A 22,433-nucleotide genomic window follows, 5' to 3' on the forward strand; every position below is an offset into this window, starting at 1 on the left:
TCGGGACCACCGCGGGCGCATCACGTCAGAGAGAAGTATCAGTCGTTGCCGAGAACGTCGGCGGCGCCGGGCACGTCGGTGACCGAGCGCTGCGGGGGACCCACGTAGGTCGCGCTGGGGCGGACGAGCCTGCCCGTGCGCTTCTGCTCCAGGATGTGGGCGGCCCAGCCGGCCGTACGGGCGCAGGTGAACATCGCGGTGAACATGTGCGCCGGCACCTCGGCGAAGTCCAGGATGACCGCCGCCCAGTACTCCACGTTGGTGGCGAGCACCCGATCCGGCTTGCGCGCGTGCAACTCCTCAAGCGCGGCCGTCTCCAGCGCCGCCGCCACCTCGTACCGGGGGGCGCCCAGTTCCTTGGCGGTACGGCGGAGCACCCGGGCCCGCGGGTCCTCGGCCCGGTAGACCCGGTGGCCGAAGCCCATCAGGCGCTGGCCCTTGTCCAGTTCGCTCTGCACGTACTTGCGGGCGTCGCCGAGCTGCTCGACACCTTCGATCATGTGCAGCACCCGGGCGGGAGCCCCGCCGTGCAGCGGCCCGGACATCGCGCCGACCGCGCCGGACAGCGCGGCGGAGACGTCCGCGCCGGTGGAGGCGATCACCCGGGCGGTGAACGTGGAGGCGTTCATGCCGTGCTCGGCGGCCGAGACCCAGTACGCGTCGATGGCCTTGACGTGCCGGGGATCCGGCTCGCCCCGCCAGCGGGTCATGAAACGCTCCACGATGCTGGACGCCTCGTCCACCCGCTTCTGGGGAACCATCGGAAGGCCCAGACCACGGGCGGACTGCGCGACGAACGACAGCGCGGTCACCGAGGCGCGTGCGAGATCGTCGCGGGCCTGGGCGTCGTCGATGTCGAGCAGGGGCCGGAAGCCGTACGCGGGCGCCAGCATGGCCAGCGCGCTCTGCACGTCTACCCGGATGTCACCGGAATGGACAGGTACGGGGTAAGGCTCTGCCGGCGGGAGTCCCGGCAGAAACTCGTTGTCGACCAGCAGTCCCCACACGTTGCCGTAGGTGACGCGGCCGACCAACTCCTCGATGTCGACGCCCCGGTATCGCAGGGCGCCCCCTTCTTTGTCCGGTTCCGCGATCTCGGTCTCGAAAGCTACCACGCCCTCGAGACCGGGTTTGAAGTCGGACACTCTCGGCCGCCTCCCTCTCTTGTGAAGTCAAAAAGCCTTGATGTCGAGATACCGGCGGGTCAATTTAACCTCTCGTGGCGGCTGTGGTCGCCCCCCGGTCCCTCCAGAACACCATCACCCCAGGTAGGGGGTGCTGCGTCGGATCTCTGCCAAGCACGGGAGAATACCTTTCCGTGGACCGCTCTTCGCATCTCGCCGGGTTCCGGCGCGACTACCGGGGTGAGCCCCTGCTCGCCGTGGCCGACGACCCGGTGGCCCAGTTCACCGTCTGGTTCGCCGACGCGGTCGACGCCGGGCTGCCGGAACCCAATGCCATGATCCTGGCCACCTGCTCGGCCGGGGGTAGACCCTCGGCGCGGACAGTTCTGCTGAAAGGATTCGACGAGCAAGGTTTCACGTTCTTCACCAACTACGAGTCGCGCAAGGGCCGCGACCTGGCCGAGAACCCGCGCGCCTGCCTGGTCTTCCCGTGGCATCCGCTGCGCCGCCAGGTCCGGGTGGAGGGCCATGCCGTCCGCGTCTCCCGGGAGGAGTCCACGGCCTACTTCCACTCCCGGCCGTACGGCTCCCGCATCGCGGCCTGGGCCTCGCGGCAGTCGGCGGTGGTCAGGTCCAGAGAGGAACTGGACGCGCGCTACGCCGAACTGGCCGAGCGCTGGCCGGAGGATCCGCCGGTGCCTGACCACTGGGGCGGCTTCCGGGTGGTGCCGAACGAGCTGGAGTTCTGGCAGGGCCGGGACAACCGCATGCACGACCGCTTCCGCTACCGCCGCTCCGGCGACCGCTGGGTGATCGAACGTCTGGCCCCCTGAGTACCTGAATCTAGGTACATGGGAGGGTGCTGGGCGTGGGCAGAGTAAGTGAGTTGTTTCGCCGGCACATGGTGGACACCCGTCCGGTTCAGATCCTCGACTACCGCCGGCTGCTGGCCGGGCAGGCGGTGGGCTTCATCGGCTTCCAGCTCACCGCGGTCGCGGTCAGCGCCGAGGTGTACGCGCTCACCGGCTCCTCCTTCTGGGTCGGCCTGCTCGGCCCGGTGGCGCTGGTCCCGCTGGTGGTCTTCGGCCTGTGGGGCGGCGCCATCGCCGACGCCATGGACCGGCGCAGGCTGCTCCTGGCCAGCTCGGTGATCAGCTGGTCGGCCACGCTCACCCTGCTGGTCAACGCGGTCACCCTGAAGAGCATTTGGGTGATCATGGTGGCGGTGGCCGTGCAGTCCATGGGGTTCGCGGTCTCCTCGCCGACCAGGAACGCGATCGTGCCCCGGCTCGTCCCGGTCGAGCTGGTGCCCTCGGCCAACACCCTCAACTTCCTGTTCAGCAGCTTCTCCTCGGTGCTCGGCCCGCTGCTCGGCGGCGTCATCCTGGCCGGCGGCGGGTACGGCACCGCGTACCTGATCGACGCCGTGCTGTTCACCGCCGCGCTCTACGCCGCCTTCCGGCTGCCCCCGCTGGAGCCGCAGGGCGAGGTGACCGCCCCGGGCCCCCGCGCGGTGGCCGACGGCCTGCGCTACATCATGCGCACCCCGGTGGTGCTGATGTCCTTCCTGGTGGACATCATCGCGATGGCCTTCGCGCTGCCCCGGGCGCTCTACCCGGAGCTGACCGCGGTGCGCTTCGACGGCTCGGAGATCGCCTACGGCTGGCTGGCGGCGGCCATCCCGCTGGGCGCGGTGGTCGGCGGGGTCTTCTCCGGCTGGGTCGGCCGGGTACGAAGGCAGGGTGTCGCGCTCACCCTGGTGATCGCGGTCTGGGGGATCACCGTCGCCGGGGCCGGGCTGGCCGAGTCGCTGTGGCTGATCGTGTTACTGCTGGCCTTCGGCGGGTTCGCCGACCTGGTCTCGGCGGTCTGGCGGCAGACCATCCTCCAGACCTACGCCCGCGACTCGATGCGCGGCCGGTTGCAGGGCGTCTTCTTCGTCGTGGTGGCCGGCGGGCCGCGCCTGGGCGACCTGCGCGCGGGCAGCACCGCCTCGATGTTCGGGCTGGTGCCGGCCTGGGTCGGCGGAGGTCTGGTCTGCGCGGTGACGGTGGTGGTCGTGGGCCTGGCGGTGCCGTCGTTCCGGCGCTACCGGGTGCGCTCCTGAGATCGGCCGTCCGCAACGCTCCCCGGACATGGAAGGATTCAGGTCGCGCGCATGTTAGCAATCCTGCGCCGGATGATGCCGCCGGGACGGGCAGAAGCCGCTGGACGGGTCGTAGCATCGAGACAGACCGGGAGGAAAGACGTTGACCGCACACGGCCTGATCGACACGACGGAGATGTACCTCCGGACGATCTACGAGCTGGAAGAAGAAGGCATCGTCCCGCTGCGCGCGCGCATCGCCGAACGCCTTCAGCAGAGCGGCCCCACGGTCAGCCAGACGGTCGCGCGGATGGAGCGCGACGGTCTGGTCAAGGTGGAGGGGGACCGCCATCTCACCATGACCGATCTGGGCCGCACCCTGGCCATCCGGGTGATGCGCAAGCACCGCCTGGCCGAGTGCCTGCTCATCCAGGTGATCGGGATGCCCTGGGAGGAGGTGCACATCGAGGCCTGCCGCTGGGAGCACGTGATGTCGGACTCGGTGGAGACCCGGCTGGTCACGCTGCTGAACAACCCCAAAGTGTGCCCGCACGGGAACCCCATCCCGGGCCTGGAGGAGCTCAGCGACGAGGCGGCGGCCGGGCAAGGGTCCGGTTTGGCGGAATATGAGGCGGTCTCGCCCATGGCGGAGCTGGCTGGACCCCGGGATATACCCGTTGTGGTGCGCCGAATTAGCGAACAAGTGCAAAGCGACGCCGCTGTGATGCTTAAACTCAAGCAAGTTGGGATACAACCCGGACGCGAGGTCACGCTCGCGGCGAGCGACGACGGTGTGCGGGTGACAGGTGACGACGAAGCGGACAACACTCTCGCGGAGCTACCGCGCGACGTCGCCGCGCATGTTTTCGTCTCCCGGCGCTGATCCCAGCCGACTCAGGGACCCCCTCCTCTCCCATGAGCCCACCCGCTCTGTTTACTCTGGAGCACCCGTGGTCCATATCCCCCGAGGGGCGGTCGCTGGATGAAACGTTGGGGGGATCTGTCACAGGACGCCGCCGACCATCTCTCCGCAGGGTCAGTTCTCGACCATGCGGAGATGGCCGTCGTCGTCACTGATCGCTTCAGCAACGTCCTGTACTGGAACCCGTTCGCCGAACGGCTCTTCGGCCGGCCAGGGCTGGCCGGCGACAAGGACGACGTGTTCTCCCTGGGCATCATGGAGAAGGATCATCCGCTCGCCGTCGACCTGGCCAAGCACGTGCTCAGGGGCAACGTCTGGGAGGGCACCTTCGACGTGCTCCGGATGGACGGCACGATGATCTACGTCCGGGCCCAGGCGGTGCCGATGCGCCACCCGTCCGGCTCGGTCACCGGCATCGTGATCACCGCCCGCGAGGCGATGAAGAGCAACGAGCGGGAGAAGGACCGGTTCGGCCTGCTGGAGCGCATCGGCGAGCGGCTGGCCGGCTCGCTGTACGTGGAGGAGACGCTCAACCGGGTTGCCGAGATGCTGGTCCCGCAGTTCGCCGACCACTGCTTCATCGAGCTGATGGAGGGCGACCGGCTGATCCGCAAGGTGTCCACCCACGTGGGCGGCTGGACCCCGCCGCCGGACAGCTGGAAGCCGGTGGGCGCGGAGATCAGGTACCCGGCCGGCCACTACGGCGACGCCGCGCTGCGCCGCCAGGAGACCATCCTGGTCGAGGACTTCTCCCAGGTCAGCTACCCGTCGCCGAGCGAGGGCGCGGCCCGGGTGTGCGGCGAGATCGGGATGACCTCCGCCATCGTGGCGCCGCTCTGCGCCCGCGGCGAGACCCTCGGCCTGATGTATCTGGCCCTGTCCAACCTCACCGACCGCCGCTCGCCGCACTACGACGCCTTCGACCGCGACTTCGTCGGCGCCATCGCCACCCGGGTGGCGCTCGCCGTGGACAACGCGCTGCTGTTCGAGGAGGAGCGGCACACCGCCGAGTCCTTCCAGAAGCACCTGCTCCCGCGCGAGCTGCCCTCGCTGGACGGGCTGGAGATCGCCGTCCGGTACTACCCCGCCGCCCCGCTGGCCAGCCACGGCCAGGGCATCCAGACCCAGGTCGGCGGCGACTGGTACGACGTGATCCCGCTCTCGGCCGGCCGGGTCGGCATCGTCATCGGCGACGTGGAGGGCCGGGGGGCCAAGGCCGCCGCCGTGATGGGCCAGCTGCGGGCCGCGCTGCGCGCCTTCGCCCAGGACGACAAGCCGCCCGCCGACATCCTGGCCCGGCTGGACGAGTGGACCAGGATCGTGGCCGCCCCCGAGCACGACGACTTCGGCGCCGACGTCACCAACCCGCCGATGGTGACCTGCCAGTACCTGGTCTACGACGCCTGGTCCCGGCAGCTGTCGTTCGCCAACGCCGGCCACTCCCCGCCGCTGCTGATCGTGGACGGTGTCGTCACCGAGCTGGACATCACCTACGTGGGCCAGCCGCTCGGCGCCCGCGTCTCCGGCATGCACGCCGACCTGGTCTACAAGGAGGAGACCCGGACCCTGCCGCCGGGCGCCACCCTGCTGCTCTACACCGACGGCCTGGTCGACCGGCGCCCCACGCGCGGCACCGACGAGCCCGGGCTGTCGGAGGACGAGACCCTCCAGATCCTCTGCGACAAGGTCACCAAGATCGCCGGTGAGTCGGTGGAGCGCATCGCCGACGCCGCCACCATCGCGGTGCCGGGCGAGATCGACGACGACATGGCCATCCTGGTGGTCCGCTCGGCCGCCAACGAGCTGGAGTTCGAGAGCCGCGCCTTCCCGGCCCAGCCGATCATGGTCGGCGAGGCCAGGCGGATGGCCATGGAGGCCTTCGCCAGCTGGAACGTGCCTGACGAGCGGGCCGACCTGGCCTGCCTGCTGGTCTCCGAGGTGGTCACCAACGTGGTGCTGCACGCGGCCACGGTCAGCGCGCCGCGCCGCGAGCTCACCCTGGAGGGGCCGCCGCTGCCCTTCGACGAGGCGTGGGACGTGCCGGGCCTGGAGGAGGAGATCGCCGCCGTCGACAAGGAGTTCACGCTCCGGCTGCGACGCGGCAGGGACGCCATCTGGGTGGAGGTCTTCGACCAGGACCTGCGGCTGCCGCGGATCCGCAGCGCCGGGGAGAACGACGAGGGCGGCCGCGGGCTCTACCTGGTCGACCAGCTGGCCCGCCGATGGGGCTCGCGGCCCACCCCGGAGGGCAAGGCGGTCTGGTTCGAGATCCCGATCGGCGGCCGGTGAGGAAGCTGGTTCCCCCGCTGTTCGGGTGCTTGACTCGAAGGCATGGAGCTGGTTTACGAGCGCAGGGGGTCCGGGACGCCGCTGGTGCTGCTGCACGGGATCGGGCACCACTTGGCGGCCTGGGACCCCGTTCTTGACCTGCTGGCGCAGCGGCACGATGTGATCGCGGTGGATCTGTCCGGGTTCGGGGCTTCGCCGCCGTTGCCCGCCGGGCTGCCGTACAACGCGGAGACGCTGGCCGGCGCGGTGGAGCAGTTCTGGGGGCGGCTGGGCATCGCGGAGCCGCACGTGGCGGGGAACTCGCTGGGCGGGTACCTCGCGCTGGACATGGCCTCCCGGGGCGTGGTGCGGACGGCGACCGCGTTCTCCCCGGCCGGGTTCTGGTCCCGGTCCGAACTGCTCTACGCCCGTACGGCGTTGCGCGCGTTGCGCCGGGCTCCGTTCTGGGTGGCCCGGATGCTCGGGGCGAGACTGCTGCTCGCGCACCCGGAGCGGCTGCCGGAGGAGGCGTACGTGGCGGCCGTCGAGGCGCTGCGGCGGTCCGCCGGGTTCGACGGCACGCTGGACTCGTTCGCCTGGATGGCGCCCCCGGCCCCGCCGAAGGTGCCGATCACGGTGGCGTGGGGCGCCCATGATCGTTTGCTGCCCCGGTGGCAGGCGGTCAGGGCGGGGCGGTGGGCCCAGCAGCGGGTGGTGTTGCTGCGGGGGTGCGGGCATCTGCCGATGAGCGACGATCCCGAGCTGGTGGCTCAGGTGATCATGGATGGAGCGCGCGAACCGATCCGGCTAGGCGGTTGAGGTCCGGCCAGAGGCGCCGATGGGTCTCCGGGATGGTGATCCAGAGGATGCCCGGGCGGTCGGCGCCTGTGTCGACCGCGATGGCGGCGGCCAGTTCGAGGTTGGCCTTGCGGCCCGCGTCGCTCTTGGGCATGTGCATCTCGCGGACGATCATCCAGCCGTTCCTGATCGGCTGGGAGGCCACGTCCCGGCCCCGGGTGCCGCTGGGGAAGTTGTTGCGCTGCTTGTGGTCGAGCATCGCGACGGGGGGGCGTCGGGGAATTCCGGGTGCGCGGTCATTAGGGCCCGGTCGGTCGGTGAGAGCTCCGGATCCAGGATCGGCTTCATCGGAGGTTCTGGCCCCAGATCAGGAGCATGGCGATGATGAAGACGATCATCACACCAGCGTACGCGATGTTGCTCAGCCGAAAGAAGCGGCGGATGCGGTTGAGCAGCCAGGCGAACAGGAACGCCAAGAAAACCAGGAGAATCAGTCCGCTCCAGTCCATGCGCCCATTTTGACATCCTCCCTCCCTGAAGGGAGAGGAGTCCCCACGGTCACCCGCAGGGGTTCCTGTTTCATCGCCGGTCGCCCGCCCGAGAGGACTCTCGTTGAGGTCTTATACCTGCTCCGCAGGCGTTTTACCTCTCCGCCAGCCCGGCGGCGAGGATGTTCCTGGCCGCGTTGACGTCCCGGTCATGGGATGCGCCGCAGGCGCATTCCCATTCCCGGACGTTCAGCGGCATGGCTTCTTGCAGGGTCCCGCACGCCGAGCACAGCTTGCTCGAGGGGAACCAGCGGTCCACCGTCACCAGTTCCCGCCCATACCACTGCGCTTTGTACTCCAGCATCGACCGGAGTTCCCGCCAGGAGGCGTCGGAGATGGCGCGGGCGAGTTTGCGGTTGCGGACCATGTTGCGGACGGTCAGGTCTTCCACGGCGATCACTTGGTTCTCGCGAACGAGCCGGGTGGACAGTTTGTGCAGGAAGTCACGGCGACGGTCGGTGATCCGAGCGTAGATGCGGGCGACCTTCAGCCGTGCCCTGGCCCGGTTGGCGGACCCTTTGGTCGTGCGGGCCAGCGCCCGCTGCGCCTTGGCCAGCCTCGTGCGGTTGGCCCGCTCATGCCTGGGGTTGGTGATCTTCTCCCCGGTGGACAGCGTCACCAGGGCGGTGATTCCCGCGTCCACTCCGACCATGGCCTCTGCGGGGTCAAGCGGGCGGATCCTCTCCTCCACCAGGATCGAGATGAACCATCGTCCCGCCGCGTCCCTGGACACGGTGACCGTGGACGGACGCGCGCCCTCCGGCAGCGGACGCGACCACACGATGTCCAGCGGCGCGTCCATCTTGGCCAGGGTGAGCGCGCCGTCCCGCCAGCGGAAGGCCGAGCGGGTGTACTCGGCCGACAGCCGCGACTTCTTCCGCGACTTGAACACTGGATACCTGGCATGTTTGGCGAAGAAGTTCGCGAACGCCGCCTGAAGGTGGCGCAGTGCCTGCTGAAGCGGAACCGAGGAAACCTCGTTGAGGAACGCCAGCTCCTCGGTGCGCTTCCATTCCGTCAGCCGCCCAGAGGACTGCACGTAGGAGATCTTGCGGCCGTCCTGGGTGTAGGCGCGGGTGCGTTCTTCCAGGGCCTTGTTGTAAACCAGGCGCACGCACCCGAAGGTCCGGGCAAGCTCGGAAGCTTGCTCGGGGGTCGGGTGGAAGCGGTACTTGTAGGCCCGCTTCACGATCTGCGCCACGTCTCACACATTACTAGGCGATCAGTTAAGAAGTGGCCTGTTGTGGTAAACGGCGGGCGGCCTGACGGCGAACCGCCTGCCCCTGCCCTGCTCGGCAGGGTCCGATTCCCCCTGTCTGGGGGGGGGCTCCTCGGAGGCGTCTGATGAGCGGATTGATTGGAGCATGCCGGGCTTCGCAGAGGAACCTTGTGGGGGACCCGCGTCAGAAGCCGAACGAGCGGCCGATGATCTCCTTCATGATCTCGGTGGTGCCGCCGTAGATGGTCTGCACCCGGCTGTCCAGCCAGGCCCTGGCGACCGGATACTCGGTCATGTAGCCGTAGCCGCCGTGTAGCTGGACGCAGCGGTCGATCAGGCGGGTCTGGAGTTCGGTGGTCCACCACTTGGCCTTGGCGGCGTCCACGGCGGTGAACTCGCCGACGTTCAGGGCCAGGATGCAGCGGTCCACGTACAGGCGGGCGATGTCCATCTCGGTCTGGAGTTCGGCCAGGACGAAGCGGGTGTTCTGGAAGGAACCGATGTTCTGGCCGAACGCCTTGCGGCTCTTGCAGTACTCGATGGTGGCGGCGAGCACGGTCTCCGCGGCGGCCACCCCGCCGACCGCGATGCTCAGGCGCTCCTGGGGGAGGTTCTTCATCAGCTGGAAGAAGCCCTGGCCGTCCTCCTCGCCGAGGCGGTTGGCGGCCGGGACGCGGACGTTCTCGAAGAAGAGTTCGGCGGTGTCCTGGGCGTGCATGCCGACCTTGTCCAGGTTCCGGCCCCGGGAGAAGCCCTCCATGCCGCGTTCGACCACGAAGAGGGTGGTGCCGCGGGCGCCCGCCGACGGGTCGGTCTTGGTGACGGTGACCACCAGGTCGGAGTTGATGCCGTTGGTGATGAAGGTCTTCTGGCCGTTCAGGATGTAGTGGTCGCCGTCGCGTACGGCGGTGGTGCGGATGCCCTGGAGGTCGCTGCCGGCGCCGGGTTCGGTCATCGCGATGGCGGTGATCAGCTCGCCGGAGGCGAAGCCGGGGAGCCAGCGCTGCTTCTGCTCCTCGTTGGTCATGTCCGTGAAGTACGGGGCCATCACGTCGTTGTGGAGGGAGAAGCCGAGGCCGGTGGCGCCGATTCTCATGATCTCTTCGAGGATCACGGCGTTGTAGCGGAAGTCGGTGATTCCGGCGCCGCCGTACTCCTCGGGGACGCCGAAGCCGAACATGCCGAGTTCGCCCGCTGATTTCCAGACCTCGCGGGGGACGATGCCGTCCCGTTCCCATTGCTCGTGGTGGGGGGCCACCTCGCGGGCCAGGAACTCGCGTACGGTCTCGCGGAAGAGCTCATGCTCTTCGTCGAAGAGGTCACGCCGCATCGGGTACGCCTTCCGGGTCGGTTTACGGGTTCGGGACTCTTGCCGTGAACCAGAATACGATTCGGTTACGCGTCGGTACACCGGTCTGGGGGAGTACGTACCCGTTGAGGACGTCCCACGAGTGACCAAACGTCCCTAGGGTTACAACTGGGCGACACTCTGCCCAATGATGCGTAAGAGGCTGCTGGGACGGCACCATTGCCCATAAGATCTCGCCTGATTCATGTTTGAGTGGTCCGTTTTGGGCCGATCTTCGACCCTCGGAGCGTGCGGTGTTCAGGCGGCGATCAGTACTCCGGCAAACGACTATCGCTTCTGCCTTGGGCATCCTCGGCGGCTCGTTGTTCTTAGGTCCGTCGGCACAGGCGGTGGACACCGAAACCTGGAACTACACCTACACCTGCTCGAGCACCAAACCCGGGTCGCTGGTGGGTACGGGGGAGAAGCCGCTGAACGTCAAGATCTCCATCCCGAAGACCGTTACCCTGGGGCAGGCGTTTCAGGTCGGGTGGACGCTTGGCGACTCCCCGTTCATCTCGCCGGGGACCTACGTTAAAGGCTCGAAGCTCAAGGTCTCGGCTGGCGTTCACATGACGGGCTACTGGGATGGTGTCGGCGAGCTCGTATCAACGGGCACACTCACGACCGAGACCGACCTGTTCCCAGCCACGCCCATCAAGCTACCGACACTCACCTCCGGCTCTCACGTGACAGGCCGCGAAGGCGAGATCAGGGTCAAGCCGATCACGATCTCGGTGCAGTTCTCGCCGAAGTCTCTTGGCGAGGTCAACGACACTAAGGATCTCGTCGCCGACACGACAACGCCGCCGAGCCAGGACGGTCCGATCACTTACACAGGTAAGTGGACCTACGATGCGGGCCGTGGAACGGACCTCAAGGACTGGGTCGGCACCAAGCGTCCTTTCCGGAACGACGCGCACGAGACCCAGGACAAGACGGCGACGGCGACGATCGAGTTCGAGGGCACGGGTATCGAGTACATCGGTGAGCGCCATGCGCAGCTGGGCCCGGTGGACGCCGAAATCGTAGGTGTCCAGGATTCGCTGAAGAGGATTGACCCGTCGAAGAAGTCTGACGAGGTCAACGCGCCTCCTGTTGAGGCGGGTGCCCGATATGGCCACGAGGTGCTCTGGTCCAAGACGGGCCTGCCCTACGGGAAGTACGAAGCGAGGATCACATCCAAACTGGGCGACAACCAGTGGGCCGTGCTCGATAGCTTCAACGTGATCAGCGACGATTCGGGCGAGCCGCCCGCGTATTTCGACACCACCTGCACGCCTCCCGCCAACGTCGACGTCGCGACCGTGAAAGTAGTGAAGGCCTCGACCCCGTCGGCCAGCTCGACCCCGACCAACCACACCACCGTGTCGCCGACGCCGAGGCCGACCACGACGGTTACGGCCACGGTGACGCCGTCCTCTAGCACCAGTTCTTCGCCGCAGGTGGTTGTGACGCCTGTGGGTGGGGCGCAGACCGGGGAGATGGTGGTTGGTGGGCCCTCTGGGCGGGTCTATGTGTGGTTTGGGGTGGTTCTGCTGCTGGGGAGCGTAGGGGCAGGCTTGGTCTGGCGTAGGCGGCAGGCGGCGGTTCAGGCGACGTCGGAGTCGGACGGGTAAGGCCGGGGGTTCGGTCGGGATGGACGAGCTGGAGTCTGGTGCCGTACCGGCTGGGCCGGAGACACCCGCTTCGCCAGGGATGCCTGCTTCGGCAGGGACGCCTTTGCCAGGGGCGCCTTTGCCGGGGACACCTTCGGCAGGGACATCTGCTATGCCGGGGATACCGGCTGTGTCGGGGGCGCTCGCTGTGCCGGGGATGCCGGTGACGGGAGCGCCGGATGACGCGGATGTGCAGCGGCGGATGGCGCAGGAGTTGCGGCGGCGGAAGCTGAACAAGGCGTTGCCGGCGATCCTGATCGGGGGGTCGTTTGGTGGGATTGCGCTGATTATGGCGGGGTTGCTGGCGATCCTGTCGCCGGAGGATCCGGTGATCGAGGGGCCGTCGGGGCCGTACACGACGCCGATGGCGCAGGTGGAGCCGGGGGCGTTGCCGCCCACGGTGGGGCCGGGCGGGCCGGACGTGCCGTTGACGGCGGCGGCTCCGACGGCGCCGCCGCCGATTCCGGCGGTGGTGCCGGTGGATCCGATCGTGAGCACCGGGGCCGTGGTGCCGGCGAAGCTCGTCATTCCCCAGCTGGGGGTGAGCGCGCCGCTCCGTCAGGTGGGCGTGTTGCGCTCGGGAGAGGTGCAGGTCCCGCCGCTGAGCCAGCCGAAGGTGGCCGGGTGGTACAAGCTGGGCCCGGTGCCCGGCCAGCCCGGCCCGGCCGTGATCCTCGGGCATGTGACCACCCGCCGGGGGCCCGCCGTGTTCAGCCGGTTGCGCGAGGTCCGGCGCGGTAACAAGATCCAGGTCGTACGGACCGACGGTTCGGTGGCCGAGTTCACCGTGGACGGGGTCGAACAGGTCAGCAAGAACACCTTCCCGACCAAACGGGTATACGGCAGTCTGGATACTGCCGGGCTCCGCCTGATCACCTGCGGCGGTGTGTACAACCGCAAGACGGGCCACTACACGGACAACATCATCGTGTACGCGACCCTCAGCGCCACCAAGAACGCGTAGCCCCACCGAGTCTCGTCAGGCCCGAAAGTTAACCTGATTCTCAGGTTTCACTCGGAAATCTCCAGACATTTCTTGAAAAGCTAGTGCGCTATCTGGTTGGGACCTAGAGGAGCGGACGTGACGACGATCAGTGGACGAGGCCGGATCGCCGTCAGAGCCGCCGTCGCCGGACTGGCCGCCCTGTGCGGCCTGATCGCTCTTCCCGCGCTGGCTGCGGAGAAGACCACCAGAGTTCAGTACGCCTGTCCAGCGGACGGCCCGACATATCCGGTATCGGTGATCTTGGAGGGTCCCGACACCCCGACCCCGAACGGACCGGTAGCTGTCACCTGGCGTCTGGTCCCGGCGAGCCCCGCGACCGACGAGCCGGTCACGGAATCGCTGCTGACCGTTCCGGCATCCATCGCCGTCAGCGATCTGGTCATCGCCGAGGGCCAGGCCACGATCTCGGGCACGCCGATCGGCACCAACCCGGTGGCGCACGCGCCTGCCGGGACGATCACGGCGGGGACTGCCGTGCCCACCGAGGCCATCATGTCGCCCATTCCCGACATGGTCTTCACGTTCACTCCCACTGCCGTCGGCACGGTGAATGTCGTCGCGGGCAACTTTATGTTGAAGTTCTCCCCAACGGCCGGTGGGGACGTATCCACCTTGTACACCTGCAATCCGGTCAATGTCGCCTCGGCCGCTACCTTGGCCCTTGTGGTCTCCTCAGAGACCGCATCTCCATCCGAAACGGACGAGACCACGACCGCGACCACGACCGCCACCTCGACGGTGACCGCCACCGAAACCGTTGCGGAGACCGAGACCGTCACCGCCACGGCCACGATCTCCGAGACCAGCACGACCACCACCACCCAGACGTCGCAGGTGAAGCTGACCCCGGTGGGCGGCGCGCAGACCGGCGGAGGCGGGGATATCGGACCGGACGGCCGGACGATCATGCTGGTCGGAATCCTGCTCATCGCCACCGCCACCTGCGGTGGCCTGTTGCTCCGCGATCGGGTCAATCGTGACTGGTGAGCCTGATGAGACAGATTTCGGACTTGACTGTTAGGTTGAAGCTGTGTGGGTAATCGGTGACGGATGCATGGGATCCACGCGCACTCTGCGTGCTTAGTCCATAGGATCTGTACCGAACTGTGACCAAGGGCTGGCATGCTGGGCCAACCGTAAAACGGGCAGAGTATCTGAAATGGGAGAGAAGTCAGTGCTGAAGTTCAAGGCACGACGTCGTGTCGCCATCAGGACCGCCGTCGGCGTGATCAGCGCAGGACTTGTCTTCGGCGCGATCCCCCTGCTCGGCTCGGCCTCCGCCGACACCACCACGGTTTCCTACGACTGCACCGCCAGCGTGGGGGGCGGGACCGAGCAGAGTCCGACCCTCAACGCGACGTTAACCGGCACGGCGGTCACCGGAACAGGGATCCAGAAGATCGCCCTGACCTGGGTGCACGCCCAGGGCACCCCGCAGCTCACCGCACCGGTCGAAATCACCACCAGCGACCGGATCATCTACGAGGGCGTTCTGGTGATGACCGGCACGGCGCAGACCGCGACCGTCACCGCTACCGTGACTGCCCCTGCGGTCGCCGTGACCTCCGGCAGTGCGATGCCGCTGGCCACCATCATGGCCACCGCCAGCCCCACCGCGACGGGCATCTTCACCGTCAAGACCAACAACTTCACGCTTCGCATCGGCCCCGCGACCGGCCAGCCCACACACGTCTACACCTGCGTGATCGACACCACCGCCACCGCCGCCGCCGCGACCGTCACGGTCACCTCCGCGTCGGCCAGCACGACCCCGACGCCCACACCCACTCCGACGCCCACCGCGAGCACGCCCAGGCCGACCAGGACCGTCACCGCCACGGTCACCGCCGACGATGGCTCGCAGGTGACCAACACGCCGGGCGGCGGTGTGGCCACCGGTGGCGGCGGCGAACTCGGCCCCGACGCACGGGTGCTCATCATGACCGGCACCGCGCTCATCCTGGCCGCCATCTTCGGCGGGCTGGTGTTGCGCTCCCGTCGCGGCGCCGTACGCGACTAGGGCCGCCATGAGCATGCCGCCGGCGGGCCAGTACCCGGGCTACTACCCGCAGCCCGGGTACGAGGAGCAGCCTCGGCGGAGTGGCACGCAGCTGATCCGCGTGGTGCTGATCGTGGCGGCCGTCGCCGGGGTGCTCACGGTGGGGGCCGGGCTGCTGTTCTGGATGAGCGCCCCGGAGGAGTACACCGCGCCGACGCGCACCACGCTCAAGGCGCAGGCGGGCATGGTGCCGAGCGTCGGCCCCGGCGGCCCCGGTCAGCCGCTCACCCAGGCCGACCCGACCGCGCCGCCCCCGGTGGTGAGCCTGCCCCCGGCCCCGCCCATGCAGCCCGCCACGCCGAAGCGGCTGATCATCTCCCGGCTGGGCATCAACGCGCCGATCAGCTCGGTCGGGCTGGACAAGCAGGGCGCGATCCAGACCCCGCCGATCAGCAACCCCAACCTGGTCGGCTGGTACCGCGGCGGCCCGACCGCCGGGCAGGCCGGCCCCGCCGTGATGCTCGGCCACAAGGACACCCAGACCCGCAGCGCCGTCTTCAGCCGTCTGCACGAGCTCAGGTACGGCGACACGGTGGAGGTCATCCGCCAGGACGGCACGATCGCCGTCTTCACGGTGGGCGGCATCGAGCAGGCCGACAAGACCACCTTCCCCACCCAGCGCGTGTACGGCAACGCCGACGCCGCCGAGCTGCGCCTGATCACCTGTGGCGGCACGTACAACCGGTCCACGGGGCACTACGTGGACAACGTCATCGTGTACGCGACGATGACCGGCACCCGGCTGGCCAACTCCTGATCACAAAGACTGTCAATTAGGGCTATCGTGCTGCTCAACAAGAGGAGGAGCACACGTGGGCCTGCTATCCAATCTTCTGTTGCCGGGGCGGCTGCGGACTGGCCCCACGGTCCTGCTACCGGTGAAGCTGAAGCCGGACGTGCTGTTGGAGGCCGTGCAGCTGGCCGATCCGGGGGCCGCTCCCGACGGGGCCGAGCTGCTCGCCGCGGGCACCCGGATCCACGCGCCGCTGGAGCTCACCGCCGATCTGCTCAAGAAGCTGAGCATCCAGGACGAGGAGCGGCTCTGGGCGTACCGGGTGGTGGCCGAGCGGCCGTTGCCGATGGACTACTACGACAAGTACCTGGCGGCCGGGATCGCGTACCGGTTCGGCGGGTGGGCGCTCTGTGAGGGGTCGGCGGACGATCCCGCCGAGGACGCGGCGCGGCTGGCGGCGGTGTACCTGCCGGAGATGCCGGACAAGGAGGAACTGGCCGGTTTGCTCCGCGGGCTGCTGCGGCTTCCGGAGCCGGAGTCAGAGCCAGAGTCGGAGCCAGAGGCGGAGGCGGAGGAGCCCGCGCCGGCGGCCGAGGCCGAGACAGAAGCCGAGGCTTCGGACGACACCGAATCGGCCGCCGAGGACGCGCCCGAAAGCGAGGAGACCGGTGCGGCGGAGGAGTCCGCCGAGGTGACGGACGCCGCGGGTCTGGTCGAGGCCGCGGGTCTGGTCGAGAAGGACACCGGGCAGACGCTCGTGTTCACCGGTGCCGACATCCAGGTGACCGCCAGCTACGTGCCGCGTTTCCCCGCCGTGGTCGCGGGGCTCATGCCGTACGCGACCGAGGTGGTCAGGATCGCGGTGCGGGCGATCGAGGACGGCGGGCTGGTGGGGGACGACTACGTGCTCGAACCCGGAAGGGTGGCGCTGGCGCTGGGGAACGCGCTGGACGGGCCGGTTGTGGACGCCTGGGGGTTCCAGATCTTCGAGGCGGCGGATCTGCTGCCCGCCCGGCGGGAGGAGGCCGAACCGGCCAAGGCCGAGGAGGCGGGGCCGGAGAAGGCTGAGGAGGACGAGGAGGAGAAGCCCGACGAGGGCTGAGGATTCCAGATCCCGTAAAAGCAGCGAACAGGCGGATCTCCCGTGCGGAGAGATCCGCCTGTTCCTTTTGCTAGGGCTGAGGCGCTTTCACGTCATCAACCCGTCACATCGTTGCGTCAGCCGGTCACGTGCAGACGGTGGAACCGGTGGTGGTGACGGCCGAAGTGCCGGACGTGCCCGGTGTGGTGGACGTGACCGAAGTGGTGCACGTGCCCAACGTGGTGGTGGTGGCCGTGGTGGTGGTGGTGGCCGTGGTGGTGGTGGTGGCCCTGGTGGTGGTGATGGCCGTGGTGGTGGTGGTGGCCATGGTGGTGGTGCCAGCCATGGTGGTGGTGGCGGCCCTCGTGGTGGTGGCGGCCCTCGTGCTCGTGACGCTCAGCGTGGTGGAAGTGGTGGAAGGGACGGCGCTCGTTGATGCGGACGATGGAGTTCGCGTCGGCGTCGGCGTCGGACTTGGACGTGTTGTGGTTGTGGTTGTGGATACGGATCTTGTTGGCCTGCTCCTGCTGCTGCTCCTCCGCCTGAGCCTGGGCCTGCCACTCCTTCTGCTTCTCGAACTGCTCCTGCTCATTCTCATTCTCGTCGCCCCACGGGGCCGGCTCGGCGGCCGGAGCGGGCTGAGCCGGCGCCGCGTGAGCCGCCGAGGAGGTGGCGACCAGGGCCGCCATCGCCGGGATGAGCACGAAGCCGGCCGCCAGAGCCGTCTTGGCGGTCGAAGAGAACAGAACCTTCATACGACTTTCCTTCCCTATATGCAAGGATCGCAAAGGAATAGTAAGAATCCCTGTTCGATCCTGTGTTTCGTGCGGTGGTAAGTGGTTTTTCCTACCGATTCGGAGACTACTTCACGACATCGATGAATCGGAATGCTTGTCGCTTCGGCAAATGGTAAAAGCCACTCTATGTTCGCGCCTCGCCGTGAAACGCCAGGGACGTGTCGTCGGGCATTGAGTCGGCTGTTCGCATGTCATAGTGCCTTCGAGCCGGAAATTCCGGGTGTTCTCGTGGAGGTGGTCATGCGAGTAGGTTTCGGGATCGGTATGGGTGTGCTCACGGCCGTGTTCGCCGTGGGTCTCGGGGGCCTGTCCCAAGGGTTGGGCGCGGTTGCCCAGGCGGAGTCCGCGCCCAGGTCAGAGCCGCGATTCCAGGCCGGTGACGACGATCGTTACGAGTCGCGGCCGGCACCCCGGTCGTACTCCCGGTCGCAGAAGCGGTCGGAGAAGCGTTCGTACTCCCGGTCGGAATCCCGGTCGGAGGTCTCCGGTCCGCATGGGCGGACGGAGCGTTACTCCCGATCGGAGCGGTCGGAGTCGCGAGTGGTTCGCCCGTCCCGGGTGTCGGGTCACGTATTCCGGCAATTGCCGCGAATTTCGACATTTCACGGCTTGCGGCGGGCGGCTCCGGACAGCCACCCGTTCAAGCTGCCGGGAGGCGATATGGTCCATCCAAATCGGGCGCAAGTCGTATATATGCGACCGGGTGGGCGGCCTATCGCGGTATTGCCGAAACATCAGGTAAAGAATCCGACGTGGGTGCCCGTCGTGGAAACTCAGCCCGGCTGGACGCGCGTATTGTTGCCCAGCCGTCCGAACCATTCGACTGGCTGGCTTTACACGGCGGCCGGTGGGGTGAAGGTCGAGCACAATCCGTTCCACGTGATCGTGTCGCGCTCCAGGCACGCGCTCTCGGTGTTCAAGGGTCACCACAGGATCGGCACCTGGGCGGTGGCCGTCGGCGCGCCGCGCACGCCCACGCCGACCGGGCGCACCTTCATCATGGGCAACATGACCCCGCCGAACGCGGCGTACGGTCCCCGGATGATGCCGCTCGGCACGCACTCGGAGGTCCTGAAGACCTTCGACGGCGGTCCCGGCACGATCGCCTTCCACGGCTGGAACGACGCCAGCGTGTTCGGGAAGAGCGTCAGCAACGGGTGTGTCCGGGTGCCGGCGGCGGCGCAGCGGGTGCTGATGCGGCTGCCGCTCGGCACGAATGTGCTGATCACCCGCTGACCTACCGGAATGTCGGGAGTCTGGGGACTGTTGTAACCTGCTGCTGACCGAACAATGCTCGGTTTTCCTGGTTGGAGGGCGCTGTGGCAGAGGCGTACATCGTTGGGGCGGTTCGTACCGCGGTCGGCAAGAAGAAGGGCGGGCTCTCCGGGGTCCATCCGGTCGACCTCGCCGCGTACACACTGAAGGCGCTGGTCGAGCGGACCGGGGTGGACCCGGTAGCGGTCGACGACGTCATCATGGGCTGCGTGTCGCAGTTCGGGCCGCAGGCGATGGACATCGCGCGCAACGCCTGGCTGAGCGCGGGGCTGCCGGAGAGCGTGGCCGGGGTCACCATCGACCGGCAGTGCGGGTCCTCTCAGCAGGCCGTGCACTTCGCGGCGCAGGGGGTGCTGTCGGGGACGCAGGATCTGGTGGTCGCCTCCGGGGTGGAGTCGATGTCCATCGTGCCGATGGGGTCGAACATCACCGCGGCGCTGGAGAAGGGCATGCCCTTCCCGTTCGGGGACCTCTGGGTCGAGCGGTACGGGACGCAGGAGATCTCGCAGTTCCGGGGGGCGGAGCTGATGGCGGAGAAGTGGGGGCTCTCGCGGGAGGATCTTGAGCGGTACGCGTACGAGAGCCACCAGCGGGCGGCCAAGGCTGTCGCCAACGGGTACTTCCGGGAGCAGATCGTCGCGGTCAACGGGGTTGAGGACGACGAAGGGCCTCGGCCGGACACGACGCTGGAGAAGATGGCGGGGCTGAAGGCGTTGCGGGAGGGGGGCCGGCTTACCGCGGCCACCGCCTCGCAGATCTCGGATGGGGCGGGGGCGGTGCTGGTCGCTTCCGAGCAGGCCGTACGTGAGCACGGGCTGACGCCGCGGGCTCGGATCGTCACGCTGACGCTCAGTGGGGACGACCCGGTCTACATGCTCACGGCGCCCATCCCCGCTACTCGGAAGGCTCTCGCCAAGGCTGGTCTGTCCATCGACGACATCGATGCCATCGAGATCAACGAGGCGTTCGCTTCCGTGCCGCTGGCCTGGCTGGCCGAGATCGGTGCCGACCCCGGTCGTACCAACCCCAACGGTGGCGCCATCGCCCTCGGGCATCCGCTCGGCGGGACCGGGGCCATCCTGATGACCAAGCTCCTCCACGAACTGGAGCGCACCGGCGGCCGGTACGGCCTCCAGACGATGTGCGAGGGCGGCGGCCAGGCCAACGTCACCATTATCGAGCGCCTCTGACAAGCGTCTCCGGTGGACCCGAACGGCATCCCGTCTCGATGACGGGATGCCGTTCGGCGTTCGTTACCCGCGTTTCCGTTGGCGTGCAAGTCCGAACCCAATGAACTCCAAGTCATCCCGGATCCGTCCCGGGCCCGCTACCCCGCCTCGACCGTGGCGCCCACCCGGATCACCGGGAACTCGATGTGCACGGTGGTGCCCTCGCCCGGTGTGGAGGTGATCCAGCAGCGACCGCCGTGGGCGTCGGTGATGGCCTTGACGATGGACAGGCCCAGGCCGGCGCCGTCGGAGAGGCGTTCCTCGCCGCGGTGGAAGCGGTCGAAGGCGCGGGCGGCCTGTTCGGGGGACATGCCGGGGCCCTTGTCGGCGATTTCCAGCAGGACGCGGTCGCCGGTGCGGGAGAGGTGGACGAAGGCGGGGGTGCCGGGCGGGGTGTGGGCGCGCACGTTGGCCAGCAGGTTGACGACGATCTGGCGGATGCGGGCCTCGTCCACCACCGCCACCAGCGAGGACGGCGCGTCCACCAGGATGGGGGATTCGGGGTCGGTGGCGGTGGCGTCGGCGGCGGCTTCGCGGGCTACGGCGGTGAGGTCGGTCTCGGAGAGGGTGAGGGCGGCGCTGCGGTCCAGGCGGGCCAGTTCCAGCATCTCGGTGACGAGTTTGCCCATCCGGGTGGCCTCGTCCTCGATCCGGCCCATGACCTTGGGGAGCTCGTCGGCGGGGATGGCGCCCGCCCGGTAGAGCTCGGCGTACCCGCGCACCGCCGACAGGGGCGTGCGCAGCTCGTGGGAGGCGTCGGCGGCGAACCGGCGGACCCGGTCCTCGGAGGCCCAGCGGTCCTGGAAGGAGACGCTGATCCGGTCCAGCATGAGGTTGATCGCCGCACCCAGCCGCCCCACCTCGGAGGGCCCCTCCGGCATCCGCGCCGACAGGTCGCCCCCGCGGGCGATGCCCAGCGCCATCCGCGCCATCCGCCCGAGCGGTGCCAGGCCGCTCACGATCAGCAGCCGCCCGAGCAGCGCGAGCAGCGCGATCAGCAGCCCCCCGGTCACCAGCTCGGCGAGCAGCAGCCGCCGTACCGGATCCTCCACCCCGTCCAGCGGCACCGCCACGATCACCAGCCGGTTCCCGATCCTGGTCCGCGCCGCCGCCGCGATCATGTCCTTGCCCAGTTCGAAGACGCGGCCCGCCGAGGCGTGCGCGGTGAGCCGCTCCAGCCCGATGCCCTCCACCAGTCCCGGCACCGACTCGGCCTGCGGCGCGTCCCCGCTGACCAGCCTGGTCCGCTGGGTGTTCAGGTTGAGGGCGACCACCGCGAAGGTGGATCCGGTGAGCGCCTGGGTGAGGGTGTCGGTGGCCTCCACCCGGCGGGAGGCGGTGGCGGTGGCGGCCAGCAGCTGCCCCTCCAGCCGGTCGGACAGGTGCACCCGCAGCACCGCGGCGCTGACCAGCGACAGCACGACCAGGAGCAGCGAGCTGATGACGAGCAGTCCGGCCAGCAGGCGGGTGTGCAGCGACGACATCGCGGCTCAGGGCCGCAGCGCGTAACCGACCCCGCGCTGGGTGTGGATGAGCGGCGGGCCCAGCGGGTCCAGTTTGCGGCGCAGGTAGGAGATGTAGGTCTCCAGCACCTGGGAGGAGCCGCCGTATCCCCAGACCTGGTCGAGCAGCTGCCGTTTGGTGAGCACCATGCCCGGGTGTTCCATCAGGAAGGCGAGCAGCCGGAACTCGGTGGGGGACAGGTCCACCCGCACCCCGCCGCGCCGTACCTCCCAGCGGGCCTCGTCGAGTTCCAGGTCGGCGACGCGGAGCACGTCCCTGGACGGGCGTTCCTCGGCGTCCGGCACGGTGGTCCGGCGGAGCACCGCCCGGATCCTGGCCACCAGGGCCTCCACCGAGAACGGCTTGGTGACGTAGTCGTCCCCGCCCATGGTCAGCCCGCGTACGGTGTCGGAGACGGTGTCCCGCGCGGTAAGGAAGATCACCGGGGTCTGCGCGCCGTCGAACCGGATGCGCCGGCAGATCTCGAACCCGTCGATGTCGGGCAGCATGACGTCCAGCACGATCAGGTCGGGCCGACGCGCGGCGAACTCGCGCAGCGCGTCCCGCCCCGTGGCGACGGCGGTCACGGTGAACCCGTGGAACCGCAGCGCGACGTCGACGATGTCGCGGATGTTCGGCTCGTCCTCGACGACGAGGATCCTGGTCTCAGTCATGGGTGACATAAGTATGGGGCCTCCGGAACATCAGAAGCCCCATATGTCCTGATTTTCAGATGTAGCTCGGCCGCCGAGCCGCGTTCTCATGGCGCTCAGCAAAAC

Annotated in this window: 20 protein-coding genes and 1 pseudogene; 14 read left to right on the forward strand and 7 right to left on the reverse strand. The window is 68.5% G+C overall.

Features of this window, described 5'->3' with window-relative positions:
* Positions 1-38: 38 nt before the first annotated feature.
* Positions 39-1,145 carry a citrate synthase 2 gene (locus tag KIP79_RS31310; protein WP_214108556.1) on the reverse strand — a complete coding sequence of 369 codons (1,107 nt, stop codon included), beginning with the start codon at positions 1,143-1,145 and terminating at the stop codon, positions 39-41.
* 173 nt (positions 1,146-1,318) lie between these two features.
* Between KIP79_RS31310 and pdxH the strand changes: the two genes are divergently transcribed.
* The 5 genes from pdxH (at position 1,319) to KIP79_RS31335 (ending at position 7,219) form a co-directional block, all read left to right on the forward strand.
* Positions 1,319-1,957 carry a pyridoxamine 5'-phosphate oxidase gene (gene pdxH / locus KIP79_RS31315; RefSeq protein ID WP_214108557.1) on the forward strand — a complete coding sequence of 213 codons (639 nt, stop codon included), beginning with the start codon at positions 1,319-1,321 and terminating at the stop codon, positions 1,955-1,957.
* Positions 1,958-1,992: 35 nt separating this feature from the next.
* Positions 1,993-3,231 (forward strand): MFS transporter, encoded by a 1,239-nt coding sequence (locus tag KIP79_RS31320; protein ID WP_308169984.1) that lies wholly within the window; start codon positions 1,993-1,995, stop codon positions 3,229-3,231.
* 142 nt (positions 3,232-3,373) lie between these two features.
* On the forward strand, positions 3,374-4,093 hold the full coding sequence (locus KIP79_RS31325) for an iron-dependent transcriptional repressor DtxR (protein WP_214108558.1): 720 nt from the start codon (positions 3,374-3,376) through the stop codon (positions 4,091-4,093).
* A 99-nt stretch (positions 4,094-4,192) separates the two neighbouring features.
* Complete coding sequence (locus tag KIP79_RS31330; RefSeq protein WP_214108559.1) at positions 4,193-6,421, forward strand: ATP-binding SpoIIE family protein phosphatase; 2,229 nt, start codon at positions 4,193-4,195, stop codon at positions 6,419-6,421.
* A 42-nt stretch (positions 6,422-6,463) separates the two neighbouring features.
* Positions 6,464-7,219 (forward strand): alpha/beta fold hydrolase, encoded by a 756-nt coding sequence (locus tag KIP79_RS31335; RefSeq protein WP_214108560.1) that lies wholly within the window; start codon positions 6,464-6,466, stop codon positions 7,217-7,219.
* Here KIP79_RS31335 and KIP79_RS31340 read toward each other — a convergent pair.
* The 4 genes and pseudogenes from KIP79_RS31340 to KIP79_RS31355 form a co-directional block, all read right to left on the reverse strand.
* Positions 7,179-7,457 (reverse strand): hypothetical protein, encoded by a 279-nt coding sequence (locus tag KIP79_RS31340; protein WP_214108561.1) that lies wholly within the window; start codon positions 7,455-7,457, stop codon positions 7,179-7,181. The two genes, KIP79_RS31335 and KIP79_RS31340, sit on opposite strands and share 41 nt — an antisense overlap.
* An 85-nt stretch (positions 7,458-7,542) precedes the next feature.
* Complete coding sequence (locus KIP79_RS31345) at positions 7,543-7,707, reverse strand: hypothetical protein (protein ID WP_214108562.1); 165 nt, start codon at positions 7,705-7,707, stop codon at positions 7,543-7,545.
* Positions 7,689-8,947: pseudogene (locus KIP79_RS31350) on the reverse strand (RNA-guided endonuclease InsQ/TnpB family protein). The gene KIP79_RS31345 and the pseudogene KIP79_RS31350 overlap by 19 nt, the downstream one beginning before the upstream one ends.
* Before the next feature lie 202 nt (positions 8,948-9,149).
* Positions 9,150-10,295, reverse strand: coding sequence for an acyl-CoA dehydrogenase family protein (locus KIP79_RS31355; protein WP_214108564.1), 1,146 nt, complete (start codon positions 10,293-10,295; stop codon positions 9,150-9,152).
* Positions 10,296-10,615: 320 nt separating this feature from the next.
* Here KIP79_RS31355 and KIP79_RS31360 point away from each other — a divergent pair, with 320 nt between their 5' ends.
* From KIP79_RS31360 to KIP79_RS31400, 9 genes are all read left to right on the forward strand, one after another.
* A complete protein-coding gene (locus tag KIP79_RS31360) occupies positions 10,616-11,932 on the forward strand; it encodes a hypothetical protein (RefSeq protein ID WP_214108565.1) in 1,317 nt (438 codons plus the stop codon).
* A 151-nt stretch (positions 11,933-12,083) separates the two neighbouring features.
* Positions 12,084-12,935 (forward strand): class F sortase, encoded by an 852-nt coding sequence (locus KIP79_RS31365; RefSeq protein WP_250214129.1) that lies wholly within the window; start codon positions 12,084-12,086, stop codon positions 12,933-12,935.
* 117 nt (positions 12,936-13,052) lie between these two features.
* The gene (locus KIP79_RS31370) at positions 13,053-13,964 is read left to right on the forward strand and encodes a hypothetical protein (RefSeq protein ID WP_214108566.1); all 912 of its coding nucleotides are present in this window, start codon (positions 13,053-13,055) and stop codon (positions 13,962-13,964) included.
* Between the two features lie 172 nt (positions 13,965-14,136).
* Complete coding sequence (locus KIP79_RS31375) at positions 14,137-14,997, forward strand: hypothetical protein (protein ID WP_214108567.1); 861 nt, start codon at positions 14,137-14,139, stop codon at positions 14,995-14,997.
* Between the two features lie 7 nt (positions 14,998-15,004).
* Positions 15,005-15,793 (forward strand): class F sortase, encoded by a 789-nt coding sequence (locus tag KIP79_RS31380; protein ID WP_214108568.1) that lies wholly within the window; start codon positions 15,005-15,007, stop codon positions 15,791-15,793.
* Between the two features lie 55 nt (positions 15,794-15,848).
* A complete protein-coding gene (locus KIP79_RS31385; RefSeq protein WP_214108569.1) occupies positions 15,849-16,871 on the forward strand; it encodes a hypothetical protein in 1,023 nt (340 codons plus the stop codon).
* Between the two features lie 137 nt (positions 16,872-17,008).
* Entirely contained in the window at positions 17,009-17,686 is a 678-nt protein-coding gene (locus KIP79_RS31390) for a hypothetical protein (RefSeq protein WP_214108570.1), read from the forward strand.
* Positions 17,687-18,403: 717 nt separating this feature from the next.
* Positions 18,404-18,883: a L,D-transpeptidase gene (locus KIP79_RS31395; RefSeq protein WP_214108571.1), complete on the forward strand. Its 480-nt coding sequence runs from the start codon at positions 18,404-18,406 to the stop codon at positions 18,881-18,883.
* 83 nt (positions 18,884-18,966) lie between these two features.
* Positions 18,967-20,112 carry an acetyl-CoA C-acetyltransferase gene (locus KIP79_RS31400; protein WP_214108572.1) on the forward strand — a complete coding sequence of 382 codons (1,146 nt, stop codon included), beginning with the start codon at positions 18,967-18,969 and terminating at the stop codon, positions 20,110-20,112.
* A 137-nt stretch (positions 20,113-20,249) separates the two neighbouring features.
* Here the strand turns inward: KIP79_RS31400 and KIP79_RS48670 are convergent, their stop codons facing one another.
* Both KIP79_RS48670 and KIP79_RS31410 read right to left on the reverse strand, forming a co-directional pair.
* Positions 20,250-21,635 carry a sensor histidine kinase gene (locus tag KIP79_RS48670; protein WP_214108573.1) on the reverse strand — a complete coding sequence of 462 codons (1,386 nt, stop codon included), beginning with the start codon at positions 21,633-21,635 and terminating at the stop codon, positions 20,250-20,252.
* 6 nt (positions 21,636-21,641) lie between these two features.
* On the reverse strand, positions 21,642-22,337 hold the full coding sequence (locus tag KIP79_RS31410; protein WP_250214132.1) for a response regulator transcription factor: 696 nt from the start codon (positions 22,335-22,337) through the stop codon (positions 21,642-21,644).
* Positions 22,338-22,433: the final 96 nt, after the last annotated feature.

This window comes from Acrocarpospora catenulata, assembly GCF_018476525.1.
In the GTDB taxonomy this organism is placed as follows: Bacteria; Actinomycetota; Actinomycetes; order Streptosporangiales; family Streptosporangiaceae; genus Acrocarpospora; species Acrocarpospora catenulata.

Coding starts and splice junctions, on each gene's coding strand:
- KIP79_RS31330 (WP_214108559.1), top strand. CDS start 4,193: ATGAAACGTTGGGGGGATCTGTCACAGGACGCCGCCGACCATCTCTCC.
- KIP79_RS31335 (WP_214108560.1), top strand. CDS start 6,464: ATGGAGCTGGTTTACGAGCGCAGGGGGTCCGGGACGCCGCTGGTGCTG.
- KIP79_RS31340 (WP_214108561.1), bottom strand. CDS start 7,457: ATGCTCGACCACAAGCAGCGCAACAACTTCCCCAGCGGCACCCGGGGC.
- KIP79_RS31345 (WP_214108562.1), bottom strand. CDS start 7,707: ATGGACTGGAGCGGACTGATTCTCCTGGTTTTCTTGGCGTTCCTGTTC.
- KIP79_RS31355 (WP_214108564.1), bottom strand. CDS start 10,295: ATGCGGCGTGACCTCTTCGACGAAGAGCATGAGCTCTTCCGCGAGACC.
- KIP79_RS31365 (WP_250214129.1), top strand. CDS start 12,084: ATGCCGGGGATACCGGCTGTGTCGGGGGCGCTCGCTGTGCCGGGGATG.
- KIP79_RS31375 (WP_214108567.1), top strand. CDS start 14,137: ATGGGAGAGAAGTCAGTGCTGAAGTTCAAGGCACGACGTCGTGTCGCC.
- KIP79_RS31380 (WP_214108568.1), top strand. CDS start 15,005: ATGAGCATGCCGCCGGCGGGCCAGTACCCGGGCTACTACCCGCAGCCC.
- KIP79_RS48670 (WP_214108573.1), bottom strand. CDS start 21,635: ATGTCGTCGCTGCACACCCGCCTGCTGGCCGGACTGCTCGTCATCAGC.
- KIP79_RS31410 (WP_250214132.1), bottom strand. CDS start 22,337: ATGTCACCCATGACTGAGACCAGGATCCTCGTCGTCGAGGACGAGCCG.